19 protein-coding genes are annotated in these 21,382 nt (G+C 67.9%); 12 read left to right on the plus strand and 7 right to left on the minus strand.

What is annotated here, in order from left to right; genetic code table 11:
• Window positions 1–94: 94 nt before the first annotated feature.
• From CKY28_RS07095 to secD, 3 genes are all read left to right on the plus strand, one after another.
• Window positions 95–1,732 (plus strand): ShlB/FhaC/HecB family hemolysin secretion/activation protein, encoded by a 1,638-nt coding sequence (locus tag CKY28_RS07095; protein WP_176472986.1) that lies wholly within the window; start codon window positions 95–97, stop codon window positions 1,730–1,732.
• Between the two features lie 256 nt (window positions 1,733–1,988).
• On the plus strand, window positions 1,989–2,411 hold the full coding sequence (locus CKY28_RS07100; protein ID WP_141243873.1) for a hypothetical protein: 423 nt from the start codon (window positions 1,989–1,991) through the stop codon (window positions 2,409–2,411).
• A 650-nt stretch (window positions 2,412–3,061) separates the two neighbouring features.
• On the plus strand, window positions 3,062–5,560 hold the full coding sequence (secD, locus tag CKY28_RS07105) for a protein translocase subunit SecD (RefSeq protein ID WP_095997584.1): 2,499 nt from the start codon (window positions 3,062–3,064) through the stop codon (window positions 5,558–5,560).
• Between the two features lie 102 nt (window positions 5,561–5,662).
• Here secD and CKY28_RS07110 read toward each other — a convergent pair whose 3' ends face one another.
• On the minus strand, window positions 5,663–5,866 hold the full coding sequence (locus tag CKY28_RS07110) for a hypothetical protein (protein ID WP_095997585.1): 204 nt from the start codon (window positions 5,864–5,866) through the stop codon (window positions 5,663–5,665).
• A 56-nt stretch (window positions 5,867–5,922) separates the two neighbouring features.
• Between CKY28_RS07110 and CKY28_RS07115 the strand changes: the two genes are divergently transcribed.
• A complete protein-coding gene (locus tag CKY28_RS07115; protein ID WP_095997586.1) occupies window positions 5,923–6,108 on the plus strand; it encodes a hypothetical protein in 186 nt (61 codons plus the stop codon).
• Between the two features lie 227 nt (window positions 6,109–6,335).
• Window positions 6,336–6,875 carry a GNAT family N-acetyltransferase gene (locus tag CKY28_RS07120; protein ID WP_095997587.1) on the plus strand — a complete coding sequence of 180 codons (540 nt, stop codon included), beginning with the start codon at window positions 6,336–6,338 and terminating at the stop codon, window positions 6,873–6,875.
• 131 nt (window positions 6,876–7,006) lie between these two features.
• Here the strand turns inward: CKY28_RS07120 and CKY28_RS18200 are convergent, their stop codons facing one another.
• The 6 genes from CKY28_RS18200 to CKY28_RS07140 form a co-directional block, all read right to left on the minus strand.
• Window positions 7,007–7,507 carry a hypothetical protein gene (locus tag CKY28_RS18200; RefSeq protein WP_141243874.1) on the minus strand — a complete coding sequence of 167 codons (501 nt, stop codon included), beginning with the start codon at window positions 7,505–7,507 and terminating at the stop codon, window positions 7,007–7,009.
• A gap of 136 nt (window positions 7,508–7,643) precedes the next feature.
• Window positions 7,644–8,573 carry a heparin lyase I family protein gene (locus tag CKY28_RS18600; RefSeq protein WP_176472987.1) on the minus strand — a complete coding sequence of 310 codons (930 nt, stop codon included), beginning with the start codon at window positions 8,571–8,573 and terminating at the stop codon, window positions 7,644–7,646.
• An 83-nt stretch (window positions 8,574–8,656) separates the two neighbouring features.
• Window positions 8,657–9,649, minus strand: a complete 993-nt coding sequence (locus tag CKY28_RS18605) for a hypothetical protein (RefSeq protein WP_176472988.1) — start codon at window positions 9,647–9,649, stop codon at window positions 8,657–8,659.
• Window positions 9,646–11,154 carry an MFS transporter gene (locus tag CKY28_RS07130; RefSeq protein ID WP_245841669.1) on the minus strand — a complete coding sequence of 503 codons (1,509 nt, stop codon included), beginning with the start codon at window positions 11,152–11,154 and terminating at the stop codon, window positions 9,646–9,648. The genes CKY28_RS18605 and CKY28_RS07130 overlap by 4 nt, the downstream gene beginning before the upstream one ends.
• Window positions 11,151–12,284, minus strand: a complete 1,134-nt coding sequence (bglB, locus tag CKY28_RS07135; protein WP_095997588.1) for a beta-galactosidase BglB — start codon at window positions 12,282–12,284, stop codon at window positions 11,151–11,153. The genes CKY28_RS07130 and bglB overlap by 4 nt, the downstream gene beginning before the upstream one ends.
• A gap of 3 nt (window positions 12,285–12,287) precedes the next feature.
• Window positions 12,288–14,972 (minus strand): TonB-dependent receptor, encoded by a 2,685-nt coding sequence (locus tag CKY28_RS07140; protein ID WP_176472989.1) that lies wholly within the window; start codon window positions 14,970–14,972, stop codon window positions 12,288–12,290.
• Window positions 14,973–15,111: 139 nt separating this feature from the next.
• Here CKY28_RS07140 and CKY28_RS07145 point away from each other — a divergent pair, with 139 nt between their 5' ends.
• The 7 genes from CKY28_RS07145 (at window position 15,112) to CKY28_RS07175 (ending at window position 21,250) form a co-directional block, all read left to right on the plus strand.
• Window positions 15,112–15,858: a FadR/GntR family transcriptional regulator gene (locus tag CKY28_RS07145; RefSeq protein ID WP_176472990.1), complete on the plus strand. Its 747-nt coding sequence runs from the start codon at window positions 15,112–15,114 to the stop codon at window positions 15,856–15,858.
• Window positions 15,851–16,798 (plus strand): ROK family protein, encoded by a 948-nt coding sequence (locus CKY28_RS07150; RefSeq protein ID WP_176472991.1) that lies wholly within the window; start codon window positions 15,851–15,853, stop codon window positions 16,796–16,798. Before CKY28_RS07145 ends, CKY28_RS07150 begins: the two co-directional genes overlap by 8 nt.
• 18 nt (window positions 16,799–16,816) lie before the next feature.
• Window positions 16,817–17,656, plus strand: coding sequence for a 5-dehydro-4-deoxy-D-glucuronate isomerase (gene kduI / locus CKY28_RS07155; RefSeq protein WP_095997591.1), 840 nt, complete (start codon window positions 16,817–16,819; stop codon window positions 17,654–17,656).
• Window positions 17,653–18,405, plus strand: coding sequence for a 2-dehydro-3-deoxy-D-gluconate 5-dehydrogenase KduD (gene kduD, locus CKY28_RS07160; protein WP_095997592.1), 753 nt, complete (start codon window positions 17,653–17,655; stop codon window positions 18,403–18,405). Before kduI ends, kduD begins: the two co-directional genes overlap by 4 nt.
• Window positions 18,405–19,442 carry a sugar kinase gene (locus CKY28_RS07165; RefSeq protein WP_095997593.1) on the plus strand — a complete coding sequence of 346 codons (1,038 nt, stop codon included), beginning with the start codon at window positions 18,405–18,407 and terminating at the stop codon, window positions 19,440–19,442. Before kduD ends, CKY28_RS07165 begins: the two co-directional genes overlap by 1 nt.
• 177 nt (window positions 19,443–19,619) lie before the next feature.
• A complete protein-coding gene (locus CKY28_RS18610) occupies window positions 19,620–20,813 on the plus strand; it encodes a sensor histidine kinase (RefSeq protein ID WP_176472992.1) in 1,194 nt (397 codons plus the stop codon).
• A 35-nt stretch (window positions 20,814–20,848) separates the two neighbouring features.
• Window positions 20,849–21,250: a response regulator gene (locus CKY28_RS07175; protein ID WP_095997594.1), complete on the plus strand. Its 402-nt coding sequence runs from the start codon at window positions 20,849–20,851 to the stop codon at window positions 21,248–21,250.
• Window positions 21,251–21,382: the final 132 nt, after the last annotated feature.

The following is a 21,382-nucleotide window of genomic DNA, read 5'->3' on the forward strand; positions in this document are numbered from 1 at the left end:
AGCAGACGTGCTTAATCCGGGCTCAATCTTTCACGGTTCTTTAGGAGGCCGGAACCTATCGCTCAGGCGACACATCATTTCGAGGGCGTGCGTCTTGTTCAGGACCATCACCGGGGCGGCCCTGGCCTTTTGGCCCGCGACCGCCGGCGCGCAGGTCGCGCTCGACCGAGTCGATCCGGCGCGGGTCGAGCAGCGCGCGGCGCCCGACACCCGCCCCGTCAAGGATGCGGACGCGCCTGTCTCCGCCTACGCGCCGCGAACCGCCGCCACCGCCGGCGCACCGGTGACGGTGGGCGCGATCACGATCACCGGCCTGCGCGCGCTGCGCCCCGCCGACTTCGCCGACATCATCGAACGCAATGTCGGCCGCACGCTCGGTTCCGCCGAGCTGGCCGCGCTGGCCGACGCCGTGGCGGAGCGCGCGCGGGAGCGCGGCTATGTCTTCGCCAGCGCCACGGTGGCGCCCCAGGCCTTGGTCGCGGGCGTGCTGCGCTTGAACGTGGACGAGGGCGGGGTCGACGAGGTACGTCTGTCGGGCGCGGAGAACGCGGCGGTGCGTGCCGCGCTGGCGCCGCTCGTCGGCACCGGCCCGGTCAAGATCGACCAGCTCGAACGCCGGCTGCTGATCGCGGGCGACATCGACGGCGTCTGGCTCCGCCGCACCCGCTTCTTGCGCGAAGCCGGACGCAACGTGCTCGACGTGCAGGTAGGCGCCGATCCCGTGACCGGGCTGGTCGGTCTCGCTAATGACGGATCGCGCCCGATCGGCCCCGTTCAGGCGGACGGGCTGCTCAAGGCGAGCCAGCTCCTCGGCCCCGCCGACCTCCTGACGGTGAGCGCGGTCGTGACGCCCTTCGAGCCCGACGAGTTTGCCTATGGCCGCGTGCGTTACGCCTCGCGCGTGGGCGCGGACGGGACCGAGCTGTTCGGCGCCTTCTCCTACGCGGTCACGCATCCCGGCGCCTACGTCGAAGACCGCAACATCGACGGCCGCAGCTCGACCGCGAGCCTGGGCGTGTTCCGCCCGATGTGGCGCCGCCGCGACGCGAGCCTCTGGTTGGAAGGGACGCTGAACCTGCGCACCATCCGGCAGGATCGCGACGAGGTGCTGGCGCGGCGCGACCGGTTGACCGTGGCGCGGGTGCGCGCGACCGGCTTCGTGGCGATGCTGGGCGGGCGGTTGCGCGCGGACGCCACGCTCTCGCGCGGACTGGACCTGTTCGACGCCACGCAGCGCGGCGATCCCCTCGCCTCGCGCCGCGACGCCGACGCGACCTTCACCAGCGCCGCGCTGTGGGCCGGCTGGACGGGCCCGCTCGCGCCCCGCGTCGAATTCGAGGTCGCGGCGGCGAGCCAGACCGCCTCGCAACCTTTGCTCGTGTCCGAAGAGGTGGGTCTGGGCGGCGGCCGCTTCCTGCGCGGCTACGACTATAGCGAGCGTAGTGGCGACCAGGGTGCGATGGCCTCGGCCGAATTGCGCTATGACCTTTCGAGGAAATTGGGTCCGCTCGCGGAGCCCCGTCTCTACTCCTTCGTCGACGGCGGTCGCGTCACCAACCTCGACGGCGGATTCGGCACGGGCACGCTGTTCTCGGTCGGCGGCGGGGCACGCGCGCGCATCGCCGATACGCTCGCGGCCGACCTGGGCGTAGCGGTGCCGCTGTCGGGCGAACGCTACGACAGCGGCAACGCCGCGCCCGTGGTCAACTTTCGCCTGTCGAAACGCTTCTGATCCAGGACAAGCTGATTGTCCGGTGTGGAAAGGCGCCTGTCATGCTGGACCAGAACCAGCCGGCATCTCCGTCGAGTGGACTAGTGTGGTGGCCGACGCTGGTCCAGGATCGAGGGGCCGATCCGGTTCGCGAGGGTACTCCCGAGGCCTATTGTACACGCGAGCACCGCTGCGCTGCTGCTCGAGCCGCTCTAACGGTTATTTAGTCCTCAGCTGGCATGACGAGCCCATGAGCCCGGACTCGTTGCTCCTTCGCTTGGATCAGCTGCAGAGTGATACGTTGGCCGTGCTCTCGCGCGCTAGCGAATTGCTGGACGAGGAGCCTGGCCCTGCGCGCGCCGGTTTGGGCGCAATCCGCCGGGAGCTCGCCCGCAAGCTCCGCGAGTACCAGATCTTCAAGCACAGCCGCATCTTCGACCCGGCGCTCACGTCGGGCTCGCCGTCCGTCGCTGAGGCAGGCCGCCGTCTCAAGGTGGACTGCATCGCCGGAAGCGCCCGCTTCGACCAGTATGTCCGCGAGTGGAGCGGCAAAGACATTGCTGCGGAGTGGGCAGCGTTCCGGTCGGCGACGCTGGAGTTGGGCCGACGCCTGCGTGACCACATGGTGTCAGAAAGGGTACAGATCAGGCTCTTGCTCGCCGGAGCAACCCCAAGGCAGAATGCAGATCTCGGCGAATGATCTTTTGAGGATAGCCGTCGCGGAACACCCCCCGGCATGCAATCCGCGGCGGCTAAGGTCGGGGAGCTTGGGCGACCCCCTGGGCTCCCCGACCTGAACAGTAGGAAGGGCGAACAGCGACCTGCCTTGTTTACGCCGGATTGAAAGCGTACGTAGCGGAACGCTGGTGAACTACGGCTCACTGCCTGCCGGCAGCCAGCGTAGGGGTGCCCCGCTCTGATCTCTCCGTCCGCCTTCCTTGCTGTTCTGCAGACGCTGTTCGCGGCGCTGCTGAGCCTGGGCGCGATCGGCGAGCCAAGTTCAACCGACTGGCGTCGACAGGGGCACGCGGTTCGAGAAGCCGCGGCGATCTCCTTTACGCTGGGCGACCGTACGGTCACCGAAGAGGAAGCCGATCGGTCCGACCCGCACCAGAGCGGGGGTGACGCGCTCCCGCCGGCCACGCTGGCGATGGCCAGCACGCCGGTATTATCGCGCTTCTCTTCTGTTTCACCCGCCGCATTCACCCTCGCCAAGCGCACGCCGCGGGCGCATCCCGCCACCGGCCCTCCCCTCGCCTGAAGCGACCCAGCCGCGCCTGAGCTGCGCGGCCTGATCGCGCGCCCTTGTCGGCGCGCCTGTCTCTTCACGACCGCGAACGAGGGTCGACCATGCTATACTTCTCCCGTCTGAAGACGGGGCTGATCCTGTGCGTGTGCCTCATCGGCATCCTGCTCAGCATCCCCAGCTTCACGCCATCCAGCCTCCTGCCGGCCTGGTACCCGCAACCTCATGTGAACCTAGGCCTGGACCTTCAGGGCGGGTCCTACCTGCTCCTCGAGCTCGACCGCGCCGCGCTCGTGAACGAGCGCCTGGAGAGCGTCCGCGAGCAGGCGGCCGCGGCGCTCGGCAAAGCCGGCGTCCCCGCGACCACCGAAGTGAGCCATGGCCGCGTCCTGATCGACGTCGCCGACCAGGCTGCCGGAGCCAAGGCGCTGGCCGACACGGTTGCTGAATTCGGCGCCGATGCCGCCGGCCGCCCGGCGCTCCACCTCGCCCACCGGCCGGGCGGGCTCGCCGTTTCCTACACCGACGCCGGTCAGGCGGCGCTGTTGTCCAAGGCTGTCGACCAGTCGATCGCCATCGTGCGCCGCCGCATCGACGAGACCGGCACGAACGAGCCCGTCGTCGCCAAACGCGGCGCCGACCGCATCCTCGTCGAGCTGCCGGGCGTCACCGATCCCGGCCGCGTACGCACGCTGTTGGGCTCCACCGCCAAGATGACGTTCCACCTGGTCGCGAACGGGGCAGACACGACCCGTCCCGGCGTGCGCCGCCTGCCCATGATGGACGGCACAGGCCCAGATGTGCCGGTGCTGAAGCACGTGGAGGTGGACGGGGCCAACCTGGTCGACGCCACGCCCGGCACCGACCAGCGCATGGGCGGCTGGGTCGTCAACTTCGTCCTCGACAGCGCGGGCGCACGCGCCTTTGCTCACACGAGCACTCGCCACGTGGGCGAGCCGTTCGCGATCGTGCTCGACGGCAAGGTGCTGAGTGCGCCGGTGATCCGCGAGCCGATCACGAGAGGCCTCGGCCAGATCAGCGGCGGCTTTAGCGCAGAAGGCGCCAAGGACTTGGCCGTGCTGCTCCGCGCGGGCGCGCTGCCGGCACCGCTCACCGTCGTCGAGGAGCGCTCGGTAGGAGCGAGCCTCGGCGCGGACGCGATCCACGCGGGTCTCGTCTCCGTCGCGGTCGGCCTATCGCTCGTGATCGGCTTCGTGGTCGCGATGTACGGTCGGTTCGGCATCTACGCGGCGGCCGCGCTCATCGCCAACCTCGCGCTCACCATCGCCGGGCTGGCGCTGATGAACGCCACGCTGACCTTGCCCGGCATTGCGGGCCTGCTGCTGGCGCTCGGCATGGCGGTGGACGCCAACATCCTGGTCAACGAGCGCACACGCGAGGAGCTGGCCAAGGGCAAGAGCGTACGCGCCTCGATCGAGGGCGGGTTCCGGCGCGCCTACACGACCGTGCTCGACGCGAACCTGACGACACTGCTCAAGATGCTGGTGCTGCTCGGGTTGGGAGCCGGCGCTATCAAGGGCTTCGCCATCACGATCAGCTTGGGCATCGTCATCTCGATGTTCACGGCGCTCGTGTTCGTGCGGTACCTGACCGCGCGCTGGCTGGAGCAAGCCAAACCGAAGCAGCTGAAGATGGGCACCCGCCTGCACTTCCTGCCGGGCAAGACGAGCTTTCGTTTCATGCGTGCGCGGCACGCAGGCCTGATCGCGTCGGCGGTGATCAGCCTGGCGTCCGTCGCGCTCGCCGTCTCGCCGGGGCTGAAGATGGGCATCGATTTCTCGGGCGGTGTCGCGGTCGAGGCGCGTGTGCCGGGTCAGGCCGATCTGGCCGAGCTGCGCGGCGAAGCGGGAGACCTCGGCCTCGGTCCCGTCCAGGTGCAGTCGTTCGGCGGACCCAGCGACGTGCTCTTACGCCTGGAGAACCAGGAGGGCGGGCCGAAGGCGCAGGCGGCCGCGGTCGCCAAGGTCGAGCACATGCTCCAGGAAGTCGCGCCGGGCGCCGAGGTGCGCAAGGTCGACGTGGTGGGCGCCGCGATCGGCGACGAGCTGTTCGGCAGCGCCATGTGGGGGCTGGCCATCGCGGCCGTGGCCATGTTTGCCTACATCGCGTTCCGGTTCGAGTGGCCGTTCGCGCTGGGGGCGGTCTCGACCATGTTCCTGGACCTAACAAAGACGATCGGCTTTTTCGCGCTGACCGGCTTTGAGTTCAACATGACCTCGATCGCGGCGATCCTGACGATCATGGGCTTCTCGATCAACGACAAGGTCGTGGTCTACGACCGGGTGCGCGAGAACATGCGCGCGGTGCGGCACAAGCCACTACGCGAGATCGTCGACCTCTCGATCAACGAGACGCTGTCTCGCACGATCGGGACGTCGCTCGCGCTCTTCCTGGCGACCGCCCCCCTGGCCCTGTTTGGCGGGCCCGCATTGCAGCAGTTCGCGGTCACGCTCCTGTTCGGACTCGTCTTGGCGACGAGCTCGTCCATCTTCATCGCCGCCCCGCTGCTGCTCACCTTCTCCGAACTGCGGGACAGGTGGGCGAAGCGGGCGTCCCAAAGCGCTTCGCCGGCTACGGCCTAGGGCTGGACCGAACCGAGCCGGGAGCCCCGCTCCCGGCTCAGACCGCGACTGGCAATTGGCGAGCTTGGCCTCGGCTCAGGGCTCCCGTCGAACCCGGCCCGCTCAGAGCTTCGAGACGTGCTCCAGCAGCAGCCAGACATACTCCTCACCGACCGTGTCGAGGAGGATGATGAGCACGAAGGTGACGAGAACGATGGAAGACAGGATCAGCCGCTCCGCGTCAATGCGGAGCCGCTTGGAGCCCGCCTTGCTGGGGCACTCGTGGAGGAAGGGGTTCGATCGTCCCCCGTAGCGACGGTGGCTCATGCCCGACGCGGTACCCGCAAAAACTGAGCTTTCTCCTACCGGACTGAACGCCTACTATGTTCGACACCGTCCTCGATGTCCTGCTCGTCGTCTTTCTCGTGGCTATCGGCCCGTACTATGTCGCCTCGAGCCGGCGCGCGCCGAACCCATTCGCCAATCGAGGAAGACTCGATCGCAACCTGCTCCTCATGATCTTGAGCTTGGGGCTGGCTGTCGCGGTCGCTCTGAGGTTACTGCACTGATCCGGAGTGGGATGCTCTAAGAGCGAGCATAAGTAGTGCTCGAGGCCGGTCTAGGCCCGCGGGCGTGACCCAGCATTCGACATTCAGGCCGTTTGGTGCGCTGCCCGACATCCGCCATCTGTTCATGTTAGTCTAACGGTAGCCTTGAGGCGTCCTGACCTATTGTTCCATCAGGGTCGGGCATCGATCACTGGACCACGGCCGGCACGCCTGACTATGGTCAGAACATGGCGCCTGATCTTAAACTCCGCCTTGCCACTGAGGGCGACATCTCAGCGATTGATGAGCTAATCGCCCGCTCCGTGCACGGCCTACAGGCGAAGGACTACACCCAAGAACAGCGGGATGCGGCACTCGGCCAAGTGTTCCTGACTGATCGCGGACTCATCGCCGATCGCACCTACTTCGTTGTGGAAACTAAGGCTGGCGACCTCGTCGGCGCTGGGGGCTGGTCCGATCGGCGAGCCCTCCATGGTGGCCACACCCATAGCGATAGCGGCGAACGGGTTGACCCTGCCAAGGACGCCGCCCGTATCCGGGCCTACTTCGTGGATCCGGCCTTCGCCCGTCAGGGTGTAGCGTCAGCAATTCTCGCAGCATGCGAGGCAGCTGCGCGTAGGCGAGGCTTCTCGCGTATGGCTTTGGGAGCGACGCTGACCGGCGTGCCTTTCTACGCGCGACGCGGTTACGTCGAGCACGGACGGGAACAGGCGTTGTTGCCGAACGCCGAAACGCTAACCGTCGTGTTGATGGAGCGCAACATCTAGTAGCTGCCCTACGGCGGCGCGGACCATCACCGGCCATTCAGTCCAGCTTCGGTGCTCTCCACATCCCGTCATCCTTGCCGAGTTCGCCGTTCGCCAAAAGCAGACATGCGTTCAGAACGAGGTCAGCGTAGCTATCGGGAACCGCGTCGTACGTAGAGCGTGAAGGTGCTGCCATCCTTCCCCGTGCTGACGGCGATCGTGCGATATTCATCCATTCGGTTTTCAGCCGACGCGCCGGATACTGCTAAACTCCGCAACCGACGAATGACGTCGGGGGAGTTCCGCCCCAAAAGGCCCGAAATTTCGCAGAGCGTCGCCGCGCAACTGATGTCGAGAGGGCTCTCGTCATCTACGGCGAGGAGATCCTCAAGAACGGCCCTGAGCGCCACTTCCGCCTTGCCGGCCCAGTGAACGTCGCGCGGTTCAGCCCTGAAGAGCGCATAGAGCCGCTGAACTTCATGACCGTCCGCGCTATTTGCGTCACTGATGGGCTGATGAGCTGCCAGATGGTTCGGCGTAGCGGACGGCATGAGGCCGATAGCGACGTCGGCTCCCCGGACTATTACTATTCCGGAGGAGGCGTCCGGCGAGTACGGGCGCTTCTGAGCGAACATCGTCGCGACGACGCCCATGCTCAGCAGTCCGATAATCCAGTAGAGATATGTTCGCATAACCCACCCGGTTGCGGAGCGCCGTCGAGATTGTCGCAGCGTCATTAAACTGTCCCACGCCAGTTACTGGCGCGGGGCAGAGCAACCGCGCTCGCTTCTACGGCTGCGCCTCCGCGAAGGTGTCGGCGTACCGCAGTTCGTCGATGAACAGCTTGTGGTTGGTATCGGTGTCCGTCTGGTAGATGCCGACCTCGACCGAGGTGCCGTCCGTCGTGCCGGGCACAGCGGTGCTCGAGTAAGAGCTTGGCGTGTACCCGACCTTGCCAGTCCAATTCGCCGCCTGAGCGTCGTTGACCCAGGCTTGGACGCGACCGGTGTTGCCGAATGGGTCGAATTTCACCGACACCACGATCTTGTACCACTCTCCGCGGGTGAACGTGAGCGGCGCGCCGGATGCATCGGTGAGGTAGGCGAGCTGCGGGTTGCTCGTGCTGAACCCGCCCTTGTTCGTGAACCCGCCGCTGCCCCGCATCTGGTCGTTACCCATCAGCAGGTACATACGGATGACACCGTTCGACTCGTCCGTCCTGAGCTGGAGCGCGGGCCAGCCAGATCCCTGCCAGTTCTGGTAGATGCCGGTGCCGGGCGGGTCGTTGGGGTTCGACCCGTTAGCGAGCTGCCAGCCGGTGTCGAATTTGACGGCGAACCCGGTGAACTTTGTCGTTCCGGCGAGCACCTGCGGCGAGTCGCCGTTGGTCCCGCCGATCAGCTGGTAGAAGATCTTCTGGAGACCCGCCCCGTCCGCGGGCGAGCCGGTGTTGATGGAAACGGCGACCGCCTTACCCGTCGAGCGGTAACGCTCCTTGCCCGAGATCCACGGCGTGATCATGCCGGCGGTGCTCTTGGTCGGTTTGGTGTTGGCGGGTAGCGTGTTGACGATGTTGTTGAGCGCCCAGGTTGTCGGGTCGATGGCCGTCCCAGACTGCCACGAGTAGCGCCTTATCACCCGTGCGTCGGCGGCGGCGGCGAGGAGCAGCGAAGCAGACGCCAGGACGGCGGGACACAGGTGCTTTGCAGACCAGTTCATGGCATTCCTCCGTGGTCGCGCGACATGATCATCCGGAGTTCCAGGCTCACGCAGACCCGGCCGGAGTTGGTCCACCGGGGAGCTCAGGCGCGACTCCAGCCTTTCAGCTCGACCATCTTCGCGGCCGCCCCTCGCCAGCGGGGCTCGTTGATCAAGCGGGAGCCGTAGACGAGCGCCTGCACGCCCTCCTCGTAGTTGAACTCCTTGACCTTGCCGCCGCGGTAAGTCTCGACGCCGATCCGCGTGGACCCGGTCGGATCGATGGAGCCGTCGGGGCGCTGCTTGGCGAGCACGGGCGGTACGGCCCGCCGGATCATGCCCGAGACCGCCGCGCGCATCGTCGGGTCGACGCAAGAGGCCAGATAGCGCTCGGCAAACAGCGCGCCCGCCGCCTGATAGCTCGCGTCGAAGCCGCCGCGCTCCGGGTTGACGCCGTCCGGCCGCTGGAGCGCGATCCCCTCCCTCGCCCATTGTGCCGCGCGCCGGATCAGCGCCGCGTCGCCCGTCACGGCGCCGATCTGGCCGAGCATGCTCGCCATGACGTAGCGGCGATGCGTGAACGGTGCGCTGTGGCTCGCCGCATCTGCCTCCATGGCCGGCGCCGTCATCCATCGGCCGGCCTTTAGGAGCGTCGCCCGGCGGGCCGGCGTCGCGCCGCCCGGGTCGATGAGGCAGGCCCGTGCCGCCGCCTCCAGAAACAGCGACGCAGAGTGCTGGACGTCGTCGCCGGGGAACCCGCCATCAGGCTGTTGCTGGGCGAGACCGTAGTCGATGATGAGCCAGCCGTTCCGGATCCAGTCGCGCTTGCTCCTCACCACACCGCGGGTGATCCATTCGGCCCCCTGGCGCTGGTATTCGATGAAGCGAAAGCTCTCCCGGTTAAGCCCAGCCGCACCGTTCGGGCCGAACTCGCCCAGCGGCCGGCCGAACAGGCCGCGCAGCAGCGGGTCGCGGACGAGGTCGCGCATGGTCGATCGCGCCGCCGGCGCCGCCAGCGCGTCGACCCGGCCAAAGTAGAGCAGCGGCGCCGCGAGCGAGAGCTGCAGAAAGGAGCGCCGATCGGGCTGGACGGTCATCGGGATCCTCCGGGAACGAGAAGTGACGGGGTGGTCGGGCGCGACGAGCCGCCGCGCCCCCAGAGTCGCGCGTAAGGCTGGCCGGTCAGCGCCTCGACGATGCGGCCGGCGTCGGCATCCTCGGGCGCGGTCGCGCCGGCGCGGGCGCGCTCGATCTCCCGCATGAGCACGGCGTGCGTGTCGCGGTTGAGCGCGAAGCGGTAGGACGCGACCGCGCCTACGACGAGCAGCGCGAGCGGGGCGAGCGTCAGCAGGCCGACGATGGTCGCGACGGCTCCCGATCCTTGTGCGGTCGCGCCCGCCACGAACCCGCCCGCATCGAGCGCCGCGCCCGTGACCATCACCGCGCCAGCCTGGACCGTCTTCCGGACCAGCGTCATCACGCCCGCGAAGATGCCTTCGCGTCGGCGGCCAGTCATGATCTCGTCGACGTCGGCGATGTAGTTGTAGGTGTTCCAGGGGATATAGATGAGCCCGCCGCGTCCGAGCCCGCACAGGCCCACCGCGACGTAGGCGAGCGCCGCCGCCGTAGGCCCGCCCGCGAACCAGCATGCGCCGAGGGCGAGGATGCCGACCGCGTATAGCACCGCCGCGAGCCGCCAGGCCGGTCCGGGGTGCAGGCGCACCGTCAGCGGCGTGAAGGCCGCGACGCCCACGAACTGCGCGCCCGCCATCAGCGCCAGCATGGCGGACGCGATCGCGACGCTGCCGGACAGCGCGAACACCACGAAGTAGGTGAAGACGGCCGTGAACAGGTCGATTGCGGTGTAGCCGCCGAGGTAGAGCGCCAGGTGCAGCCGGAAGGCACGCACCTTCAGCGTCGAGACGAGGTTGGGCAGCAGGCTGCGCAACGGGTTCGAAGTCCGGGAGGCCTCCGTGGCGGCGCTCGGGGGCCGCTCCCAGCTCAGCGCCCATGTCGCTCCGACCGACAGCACGAACAGGGCCGAAAAGATCATTCCCATGTAGAGGAAGGTGTCGGCGGACTCGCGCCCGAGCCCGTCCACGATCCATTTGGGCAGGATGCCCGCCATGATCGCCGCCACCTGGCCCACCAGGATGCGCGCGCCCGCGAACCGCGCCCGCGTCCGGTAGTCGTCGGTCATCTCGGCCGCGAGCGTCTCGTAGGGGATCAGGATCGAGGCGTAGACCAGCTCGAAGAAGACGTAGGTCAGGAGATAGTAGAAGTAATCCTGCCCCGGCACCCACATCAGCGTGAAGCTAGGCAGCAGCGGCAGGCCGAGCAGCAGGAACACGCGCCGCCGCCCGAAGCGCCGCCCGAGCCGGGTCGAGCGCAGCCCGTCGGATAGATGCCCGATTAACGGGCTCGCCACCGCGTCGAGCACGCGCGCGATCGCGAAGATGGAGGCGGCCTGCGTCGCGGTGAGACCGCAGAAGGTCGTGTAGAAGAACAGGATCCAGCCACCCACCACCGCCATCGCACCCGAGCCGAGCATGTCGGTCAGCCCGTAGGCGACGAGGTGACGGGGGCGGACGGGCCGGCTCACGCGCCCGCCTCCTCCGCAATTAGCCGGTATTCGCCGAGCGCGAGGATAGCCATCGCCTGGCCGTAGGGCATGGGGGTGATCGGCACCGCCGCGTACTCGTCCAGCGTGTCGAACATGGGCGTGCCGAACGACACGTCGGCGAGCGCGCCGTCGTCCCCTACCCGGTCCAGCACCGCCGCCGCGGCGCGGCGCCCCGCGTCAAGGAACCGCGACGGCAGGCAGCCGGTGCGCACGCCCTTCAGGAGGCCGTAGGCGAAGCCGGCTGTCGCCGACGCCTCGCCATAGGTTCCCGAATCGTCGAGCAGGGTCGGCCACAGCCCGTCGGGACGTTGGCGGGCCACGAGCGCCTCGGCCTGTAGCGTCAGCAGGGAGACGAGGTGGTCGCGCACGCCGTTGCCGGGCACGAGCCCGAGCATGTCGACCAGCTCCGGGATCGCCATCGTGATCCAGCTGTTGCCCCGCGCCCAGAGCGCGCCGGAGAAGTGGTGGCCACCTTCGAACGTCCAGCCGTGGAACCACAGCCCGGTGCGCCGGTCGAGGAGATAGTCCGCATGCACCAGGAACTGCCGCTTCGCCTCCTCGACATAGCGGGGGCGGCCGAGCACCTGGCCGATGCGGGCCAGCGGCAGCACGGTCATGAACAGCGTGTCGTCCCAGAGCTGGCCCGTGTTGGGCTTGTCGATGACGAGGTGTTGGAAGCCGCCGCCGGGCGTGCGGGGCAGGTCGCGCATGATCCACTCGCCCCAGTCGGCGAGCGTCGCCAGATGGGCACCGTCCCTGTCCCGCGCGGCGAGGCAGGCCAATGTCAGCATGGGAGATACGGTGTTGATGTTGCGGTGGACCGGCGGCTCGGCCGCGCGCGCGGCGAACCAGTCGCGGATCAGCGCCTCCGTCGCGGCGTCGCCCGCGCGCTCCACGTGCTTCATCAGCCCGTAAAGGCCGACGCCCTGCGGCCAGTCCCACACGCGCCAGCTCTTGGTGTCAGCGATGACGCCGCCCTCGAGCTCGACGAGGAAGCGCCCGTCGCGGTCGTCGATACCGACGAGGTGCCGGACCAGCCGGTCGAGCGCGGCGTCGATCCGATCCGCCTCGGACGCGGTGCGATGCTCAAGCACGGGCGCGCTCGCCATGGTTCAGAACCTCCCCCGCAGCCCAAGTCGTATGTAACGGTCGTTGATCTCGTAGCCGTTCACCGCGTCGCGGATGACGTTGTAGTTGATCTTGGCCGCGTCCTTGAAGAACAGGTTCGTAACCGACAGGCTGACCGTGACCGGCTTGATGATCTGGTACGAGATCGACGCGTCCACCTGCTCGTAGGGCGCGATGTAGTTCGCGCGCAGCACGTCCCCGCTGGACGTGAAGCTGTTCGCCGCGCGGCTGCGCCAGTTGTACGCGACCCGCGCCTGGAAGCCGCTCCGTTCGTAGAACAGGACGCCGTTGAAGCTCTTCTTCGACAGGCCGATCACCGGCTGCCCGTCGGACGAGTCGGAGTCGACCAGCGTCGCGTTCACCTGCGTTCCGAAACCGGAGAGAAGGCCGGGCAGGAAGTCGAACGTCTGCTGGAGGTTGAACTCCAGCCCGCGGATCTTGGCGGTGCCGAGGTTGATCGGCAGCGTGCGCTGGATGGGCCCGAGCTGCTCGAACCCGGGGATGACCTCGACCCGGACCGTGCGCGCGACCTGGTCCTGGATGTCCTTCTGGAACGCCGCCAGGGAGATCAGGCCGCCGTTGCTGGGATAGTATTCCAGGCTGACGTCGTACTGGTCGGCGCGCGTCGGGTTCAGCGCGGCGTTTCCGCCCGTCGCGGTCAGCAGCACCTGGTCGACGAACAGGTTGGGCGCGAGATCCTGGAGCCGCGCCCGCGCGATCACCTTGGAGGCGGCGAACCGCAGGGTCAGGTCGTCGCGCAGCAGAAACGCCAGGTTCGCCGCCGGCAGCCAATCGTCGTAGTTGTTCTTGTTCCGCTGCGGGATCGCGGTGGTCGACGTGCCGGTGAAGCTGTCCACCTTGAAGTCGGTCGCGACGTAGCGGACGCCGATGTTGCCTTTGAACGGCAGCGATCCGAGGTCGCCCTCGAAGTTCGCCCGGGCATAGGCCGCCATGGTCCGCTCGTTGATGTCGTAGTTGCGCGAGAGCCGGTCGCGTAACGGGTAGTTGAACGCCAGCAGCGTCGACTCCTCGAAGTCCTTGCCCTCAGCATAGGGGAAGGTGCGCAGGAACTCGGTCGGGAAGTTGCCCTGCGTGCCGGGGAAGCCGCCGGTCTCCGCCACGCCGAAATAGATGTCGGGCAGCGTCGCGATGTTCACGTTGCCGCCGCCGAGCCGCGACTGGAAGTCGGTGAGCTTGGAGTTGAGGTCCGCGACGCGCAGGCCCGTCTGGATCGAGCGGAGCACGCCTCCTTGCGTCTCGAACGTGCCGTCCAGGCGGAACGCGGTCTCGTTGGTGCGGACGAACTGCTGCCCCGCGGCGAAGTTGGTGCGCGTCGGGTAGGACGAGCGCGCGTTCGGGTCGAAGTCGGCGGGGAGCGTGATGTTTGGCACGTCGCCGGTGCGGTAGTCGTAGGAGATCACCAGCGGCCGCGAGCCCACCTCGAGCAGGTCCTGGCGGAAGTCGTAGTTGCCGATCGAGCGGCCCAGGTCCGCCTTGATCTTGACCGGCCCGTTGTCGAACTCGACGCCGCCGCCTGCCACGATCGAGGTGGTCGGCTCGCTGCGTTCGATGCCGCCGACGCGCAGGCGCTGATTTCTAAGGGTGCCGGCCACGATGTAGTTGTCGACACTCGTGCCCGAGACGTAGACGGGCGCGTTCCCGCCGGTCTCCGTTGTCTGGAACGAGAAGTAGGCGGTGTCGCGCTCGGTCGTCAGCTTCGCGTAGAGCGCGTCGGCGTAAAGGGTCAGCGTGTCGGTCGCGGCGAACTTGACGGTGCCGCTGGCGCCGTAGCGCTCGCGTCCCACGTTGAAGAACTCGGACCGCACCACCTGCGGCACGAAGTCGTTGATGCCGTTCCCGTCGAAGTCGCGCCGCACGCCCACCGCGCCGCCCGTCTGCCACACACCGCGCGTGAACTGGCTCGACCCGATGTCGCGCTCGGACGCGGACAGGTTGACCGTCAGGCCGAGCCGGTCGTCGAGCAGCCGCACCGTCGCGAACACGGCCGCGTTGTAGCCGCGGCGCTCGGTGGCGAGGTTCGAGTCTGTGAGCTCGAAGTTGTAGCCGAAGGTGGGCTTCTTGTAGTCGAACGGATCGGGCGTCGTCATGCTGACGAAGCCCCCCAGCCCGCCCTCGATCTGGTCGGCGGTCGGCGACTTGAACACGGCCAGCCGGCTGAACAGCGTGCTCGACAGCTGCTCGAGACCGGTGCTGCGCCCGGATGCGTCGCTGCCGGTCGCCCCTACCGAGATGCCGAGGTTCGAGCGGCCGTTCAGCTCGACGCGCACCTGGCTCAGGCCGCGGATCGCGATCTGCGCGCCCTCGCCGAAGTTGCGCTCGATCTGGACGCCGGGAACGCGCTGTAGCGACTCGGCTACGTTGGCGTCGGGCAGCTTGCCGATGTCCTCGGCCGAGACGATGTCGACGACCTGGTCGGCGTCGCGCTTGAGCTGGCTCGACTCGGCGATGGAGGCCCGGATGCCGGTCACGACGATGTCGGAGCCCGCCGTCGTCTGGGCCGGGGCGGTCGCGGGGTCGGTGGAGCCGGACGGCGCGGGCGCACCGCTCTGCGCGAGCGCCGGCGTCGCGATCAGCGCACCCAGTGCGCAAGCCGTCAGCAGCGCCGGTCGTGCAACGCCGCCGACGATCCGCCCCGAGTCGATGCCCATCAGATCCTCTCCTACTTGCCGGCCGATGAACTCGGCTCCTTGCGCATTTGGTAAGGTCATCATATGACCTGTTCAGCGGATGACAAGCCTGAAAATTTCCGCTAACCGATCGGGGAGAGAGGACGCCATGGAGCAGAGAATGCAGATCAGGATGCCGGCCCGGCGCTCGCTCGCTTCCGAACTGGTGGAACAGCTGCGGGGCCAGATCGAGGCCGGCGTGCTCGCGCCGGGCGACAAGATCCCGACCGAGCGCGAGCTGGTGGAGGACTCGGGCGTGAGCCGCACCGTGGTTCGTGAAGCCATCGCGCGCCTCGCGGCCGAGGGCATGGTGGAGCCGCGCCAGGGTTCCGGCGTGTTCGTGACCGAGCCCCCTCCCCCCGCCTTCCAGGTCACGCACGGCGAGCTGGGCGACCTGATCGAGGTATGCCGGCTCCTGGAGCTGCGACTCGCCGTCGAGACGGAGATGGCCGGCCTCGCCGCGGAGCGCCGAAGCGAGACGGATGTTGCCGAGATGCAGGGCTTGGTGAGCCGGATCGCGGCGGACATCGCCGATCGCGGCGACGGTACGGAAGCCGACGAGGCGCTCCATCTCACGATCGCGCGTGCGTCGGGCAACCAGTATTTCGTCCGCTTCCTCGAGTTCCTCGGCACGCGCCTCGTTCCCCGCCGCGGCCTGGTGACGGACGAGTCCCCGGAGGAGCGCCGCGACTACCTTACCGCCGTGCACGACGAGCACCGCGCGCTGGTCGACGCGATCGCGCGCAAGGACGCGGATGCGGCCCGCCAGGCGGCACGCCGTCACCTGGAGCACGGCCGCGGTAAGCTCGAGCGGTTCATCGAGCGCCAGCGCGGCGCCGACAAGCCGGCCCGCCGCCCTCGTGGCTAGCGACATCGGCTCATGGCCCCTCGTCGCCGGCGTCGAGCTCGGTGGGACGAAGAGCATCGCGGTGCTCGTCAGGGGACCGGTGATCGAGGAGCGCTTCGAGATCCCGACCATCGGTCCCGACGAGACGCTGCCGGTACTCGCCGACTGGCTGCTGGCGCAGCAGGCGCGCGGCGCCCGGCCCGTGGCGTTGGGTATTGGTAGCTTCGGTCCACTCGGCCTTGACCGTGGCGCAGCCAATTACGCCACGCTCGGCGCCACTCCCAAGTTCGGCTGGGCCGGCACCGACGTGCTCGCTCCATTCGCCCGCTTGGGCGTCGTAGCAACCGCGCTCGACACGGACGTGAACGCGGCGGCCCTCGCCGAAGCTACCTGGGGCGCGGCACGCAACGCCAGGGTGAGCGCCTACCTCACCATCGGCACGGGCGTGGGCGTCGGCATCGTGAGCCGATCCGATGACGGGCTGCACCGGATCGCGTCGGAGCTCGGGCATGCGCGCGTGCGGCGCAACGACGACGCGTTCCCCGGCGTCTGTCCGTTTCACGGCGATTGCGTTGAAGGACTGGCGTCCGGCCCCGCGATCTCGATGCGAACTGGGCGGGCCGCCGGCTCGTTCGATCCGGCAGATCCCGTGTGGGACGACGTTGCCCGCGAGATCGGGGAGCTGCTGTCGATCATCACGCTCGCGGTCTCGCCGGATGTCATCGTCGTTGGCGGCGGCGTGGGCCTGTCGTCGAGCTTCCCGCGCCGGGCCGTCGTAGAGGCCGCCGAACGGCGGCTCGGAGGCTACCTGCCGGGCGGGCGCAGCGTAAGCGATCTGGTGACATGGGCGTCGTTCGGGGCGGACACGGGGCCGATTGGCGCGGCCGCACTCGCCTATACCGCCCTGCCCTCATCTCCCGAGCCGCGCGGCATCATGCAGGCGCAAGTCGCCGCGGCCTGACTCTCACCCGGAGCCGATATGTTCGACCGCACCTACTACGCCACGCATCCCGATATGATGGAGTGCGTCTCCAACGAGAGCTTGCGCGACCGCTACCTCATCCCCGGCCTGTTCCGGCCGGGCGAGTGCGTGCTCAACTACACGCACGCCGACCGCTTCGTGATCGGCGGCGTCGCCGTCGCGGGCGGGCCGGTGAAGCTGCCCGCGCAGACCGAGCCGGCGTCGGCGGCCGGCCACCCTTTCCTCGAGCGCCGCGAGATGGCGGTGGTGAACGTCGGCCAAGCGGAAGGCGCGGTCACCGTCGACGGCGAGCGCTTCACGCTAGCAAACAAGGACTGCCTCTACGTCACCATGGGCGCGGCCGACGTGACGTTCGAGGGCGAGGGCGCGCGCTTCTACCTCGCGTCCTGTCCGGCACATAAGGCGTTCAGCACGCGCAAGCTCGGCATCGCCGACGCCAACGCGCTCGACCGGGGCAGCCTCGAAGAGTCAAACGAGCGCACCATCTACCAGCTTGTCATCCCCGGCGTGTGCGAGTCCGCGCAGCTCGTCATGGGCCTGACGGTGCTCAAGCCCGGCAGCGTGTGGAACACCATGCCGCCGCACGTCCATGAGCGCCGCTCGGAGATCTACTTCTACTTCGACCTCGCGGGCGAGAAGGACCGCGTCATGCACTTCATGGGCGAGGGCGAGGCGATGCGGCACATCGTCATGGCGAACGAGGAGGCGGTTATCAGCCCGCCCTGGTCGATCCACATGGGCGCGGGCACCAAGGCCTATGCGTTTATCTGGGCCATGGCGGGCGAGAACCAGGACTATACCGACATGAACGTCCTCGACATCTGCCAGCTCGCATGAACCCGTTCGACCTCTCGGGCAAAGTCGCGGTCGTCACGGGCGCCAACACCGGCATCGGCCAAGCGCTCGCGCTGGCGCTGGCGGGGGCGGGAGCTGACGTGGCCGCCGTGGGCCGCTCGCCCGCGGACGAGACGGTGGCGCAGGTGCGAGCACTGGGCCGCCGGGCCGCGTTCGTGGCGGCCGACCTGTCCACGATCGAGCCCGTCGGCCGCGTGGTGGACGAGACGCTGGAGAAGCTCGGCCGGCTCGACGTGCTGGTCAACAACGCCGGCATCATCCGGCGCGCGGACGCGGTCGACTTTACGGAGGAGGACTGGGACGCGGTGGTCGACACCAATCTCAAGTCCGTCTTCTTCCTGACGCAGGCGGCGGGCCGCCACATGCTGGCCCGGGGTTCGGGCAAGGTGATCAACATCGCCTCCATGCTCACCTTCCAGGGCGGCATCCGCGTGCCGAGCTACACCGCGTCCAAGTCGGGCGTGGGCGGGCTGACCAAGCTGCTCGCGAACGAATGGGCGGCGCGCGGCGTGCAGGTGAACGCCATCGCGCCGGGCTATATCGCCACCAACAACACCGCAGCACTTCAGGCCGACGAGGTGCGCAACAAGGCCATCCTCGACCGCATCCCCGCCGGGCGCTGGGGCGATCCGTCCGATCTGGGCGGTGCGGCCGTGTTCCTGGCGTCGCCCGCGTCCGACTACGTCAACGGCCATATCCTGGCGGTCGACGGCGGCTGGCTGGCGCGCTGATGCCTGTCCCGAGCCCAGTCGAGGGAGGACGATTCGTAGCGTTCGGTGAGGTTATGCTCCGGCTGTCCCCGCCAGGGCGCGAGCTCCTGCTCCAGCGGCCGCAGCTCGACGTCTGGGTCGCGGGCGCGGAGGCGAACGTAGCGGTTCAGCTCGCCCGCCTTGGTCACGACGTGGGCGTCGCGACCCGGCTTCCTGACAATGATCTCGGCCGCGCTGCACTCACCTTTCTGCGAGGCAACGGTGTGGACGTGCGCGGCGTGGCGGCGGGCGGCGAACGCATGGGTCTCTACTTCGTGACCTCGGGCGCGGGTATGCGCGCGACGGAGGTCATCTACGACCGAGCGGGCTCCGCGTTCGCTGAGGCCGATCCTGACGACTGGGACTGGGACGCGATCCTGAGCGGGGCCGACCGGCTGCACCTGTCAGGCATCACTCCAGCGCTAGGTCCTGGCCCCGCCCGCGCCGCCTTCACCGCGGCGAAGGCGGCGATCGCACGCGGCGTGCCGCTGTCGTTCGACGGCAACTGGCGCGGCAAGCTGTGGGCGCGGTGGGACGGGAACCCCCGCGCGATCCTGTCGGAGCTGGTCGGCCACGCCGACGTCCTGTTCGGGAACCACCGCGACGTGGCGCTGCTCCTCGGCAGCGACGATTTCGGCGGCGAGGGCGAGGAACGCCGACGCGCCGCGGCCGAGGCCGCCTTCGACGCATTCCCGCGGCTCCGGCTGATCGCCTCGACCGCCCGTCATGTCGAGCACGCCGACCGCCACCGGCTGTCCGCGCGCGTCGACGAGCGCGACGGCGCGGCTCAGACCGCAGAGATGACGCTGGCCGGCATCATCGACCGGATTGGCGGCGGCGACGCCTTCGCCGCGGGCGTGCTCCACGCGCTTCGCTGCGGTGGAGACCGGGACGCGATGGCGCGGACGGGGCTCGCGCTCGCGGCGCTGAAGCATTCACTTCCAGGCGATGCCGGCCTGTTCCGCCAAGCGGACCTAGACGCGTTCATGTCGGGCGGAAGCACAGATGTGAGGCGTTGACCCACATTCCGCCACTCAGCTGATTGTAGCGCCGCTTCCGGATCTGCCGTCCGTTAAGCTCCGATGGTGGAGTGCTCGCAGATCGGCCGCTTGCTCTCGCTTGTACGTTGCTGGCGTTGTCCGACCCAGGATGTTGTCGGATCGCCTAGTTATGTTGGCTGTGTTACACAGCGCGCCATGGGCGGGATCACGGCAGAAGTGGACGGGTTTGCCGGGCTGAATGAGCCGGAAGTCGGCATGCTGCCGGGGAGAGATGACTGGTGCGAGGCGGGCCGCCTATCGGCACTCACAGAATACCAGATCTTGGACACTGCGGCCGAGCCGAGTTTCAACGACGCCGTGCTAGTCGCGGCCCAGCTCTGCGATGCTCCGATCGCACTCGTGTCGCTCGTGGACGAGCAGCGGCAGTGGTTCAAAGCGGCGGTTGGTTTGACGATGTCGGAGACGCCCCGCGACATCTCGTTCTGCGGGCACGCGATCCGAGAACCTGACCTGTTCATCGTCGAAGACGCAGCGTCGGACCTGCGTTTCGTCGACAACCCGCTCGTGACCGGCGAGCCGTTCATTCGCTTCTACGCAGGTGCACCGCTGGTCACCTCTGAGGGGTTTGCAATCGGTACGATCTGCGTTCTCGATCATCGCCCTCGCACGTTGTCCGAAGGACAGCGCGTAGCCCTGACGGCGCTGGCACGTCAGGTCGTGGCACAGCTGGACCTTCGCCGCTTGCTTGCTCGGCATGAGGAAGGTGAGGAGCACCGACGCCTACTCACGGGCGAGCTAGAGCATCGGATCAAGAATACATTATCTGTAGTCCAGGCCATCGTGTCGCAGACGCTACGCACCGCGACCACACCGGCCGGCGCACGCGATGCGATTTCCGCGCGGCTGGTCACACTCGGCCGCGCGCACGATCTGCTGACGCAGGCAAGCTGGACCGCTGCTCCCATAGATGCACTCGTGAAGGGCGCGGTGGGCGACTATGGTGAGGATAGCGGCCGCATTCGTGTGTCCGGTCCCGGAGTTCGGCTGAATGCCCGCGCGGCACTGGCGATCTCCATGGCGCTGCACGAGCTCGCGACAAACGCTGCTAAGTACGGTGCGCTGTCGAACGAGGCTGGCCATATCGAGATCAGCTGGCGAGTGGACCAGAGCCGCACACCCGCTATCCTCGAGTTTGTCTGGCAGGAGGCTGGCGGTCCGCCTGTGAGTGCCCCTACTCGCAAGGGCTTCGGCACGCGACTGATCGAGACCAGCCTAACCCGTGACCTTGGCCGCGGCCGGATCGAGTATCTGCCCGCCGGTGTGCGGTGGAGTGTCAGCGCCAACCTAGCCAATGTGCAGGAGCCATCCACAATCGGCTCGGAGGTCTAACGGAACAAGCGGAAACTCCTGCCTGTTCGGACCGGGTGAATGACACCGCCCAAACACCGCCCACGGTTCTCGTCGTCGACGACGAGCCTATCATACGTCTCGATGCTGTCGCGATCGTTGAAGACGCAGGCTTTCTGGCATTGGAAGCAGCCGATGCCGAAGAAGCACTGGAGATGATGTCCGCACACCCGGACATCTCAGTGCTCTTCACCGACATCAACATGCCTGGTCCGCTTGACGGGCTTCAGCTTGCGCGCCGTGTCCATGAGAACTGGCCCGCGGTGCACCTCGTGATCACATCTGGCAGGGTTGACCCGGACCCTGATCAGATTCCCGATCACGGCCACTTTGTCGCTAAACCGTACCAACCAGCGGCGGTAGTCGCATTGCTTCGGTCTCTCTGTAGTAGGAGCGGGTCACTTCGTCGGCTACCCTGAAATCTAGTGTAAGCCGCTCAAGGGAAATGCCTCAAGATGAGGCGAAGACCACCGCTGAGGCGCGCCATTTGGCCCGGAGACCCGCACCGGGCGCCGGATTAACACAGCGCTTGGGTAGGATTTGTTCCCGTG

This window comes from Sphingomonas lenta (assembly GCF_002288825.1).
In the GTDB taxonomy this organism is placed as follows: domain Bacteria; phylum Pseudomonadota; class Alphaproteobacteria; order Sphingomonadales; family Sphingomonadaceae; genus Sphingomonas; species Sphingomonas lenta.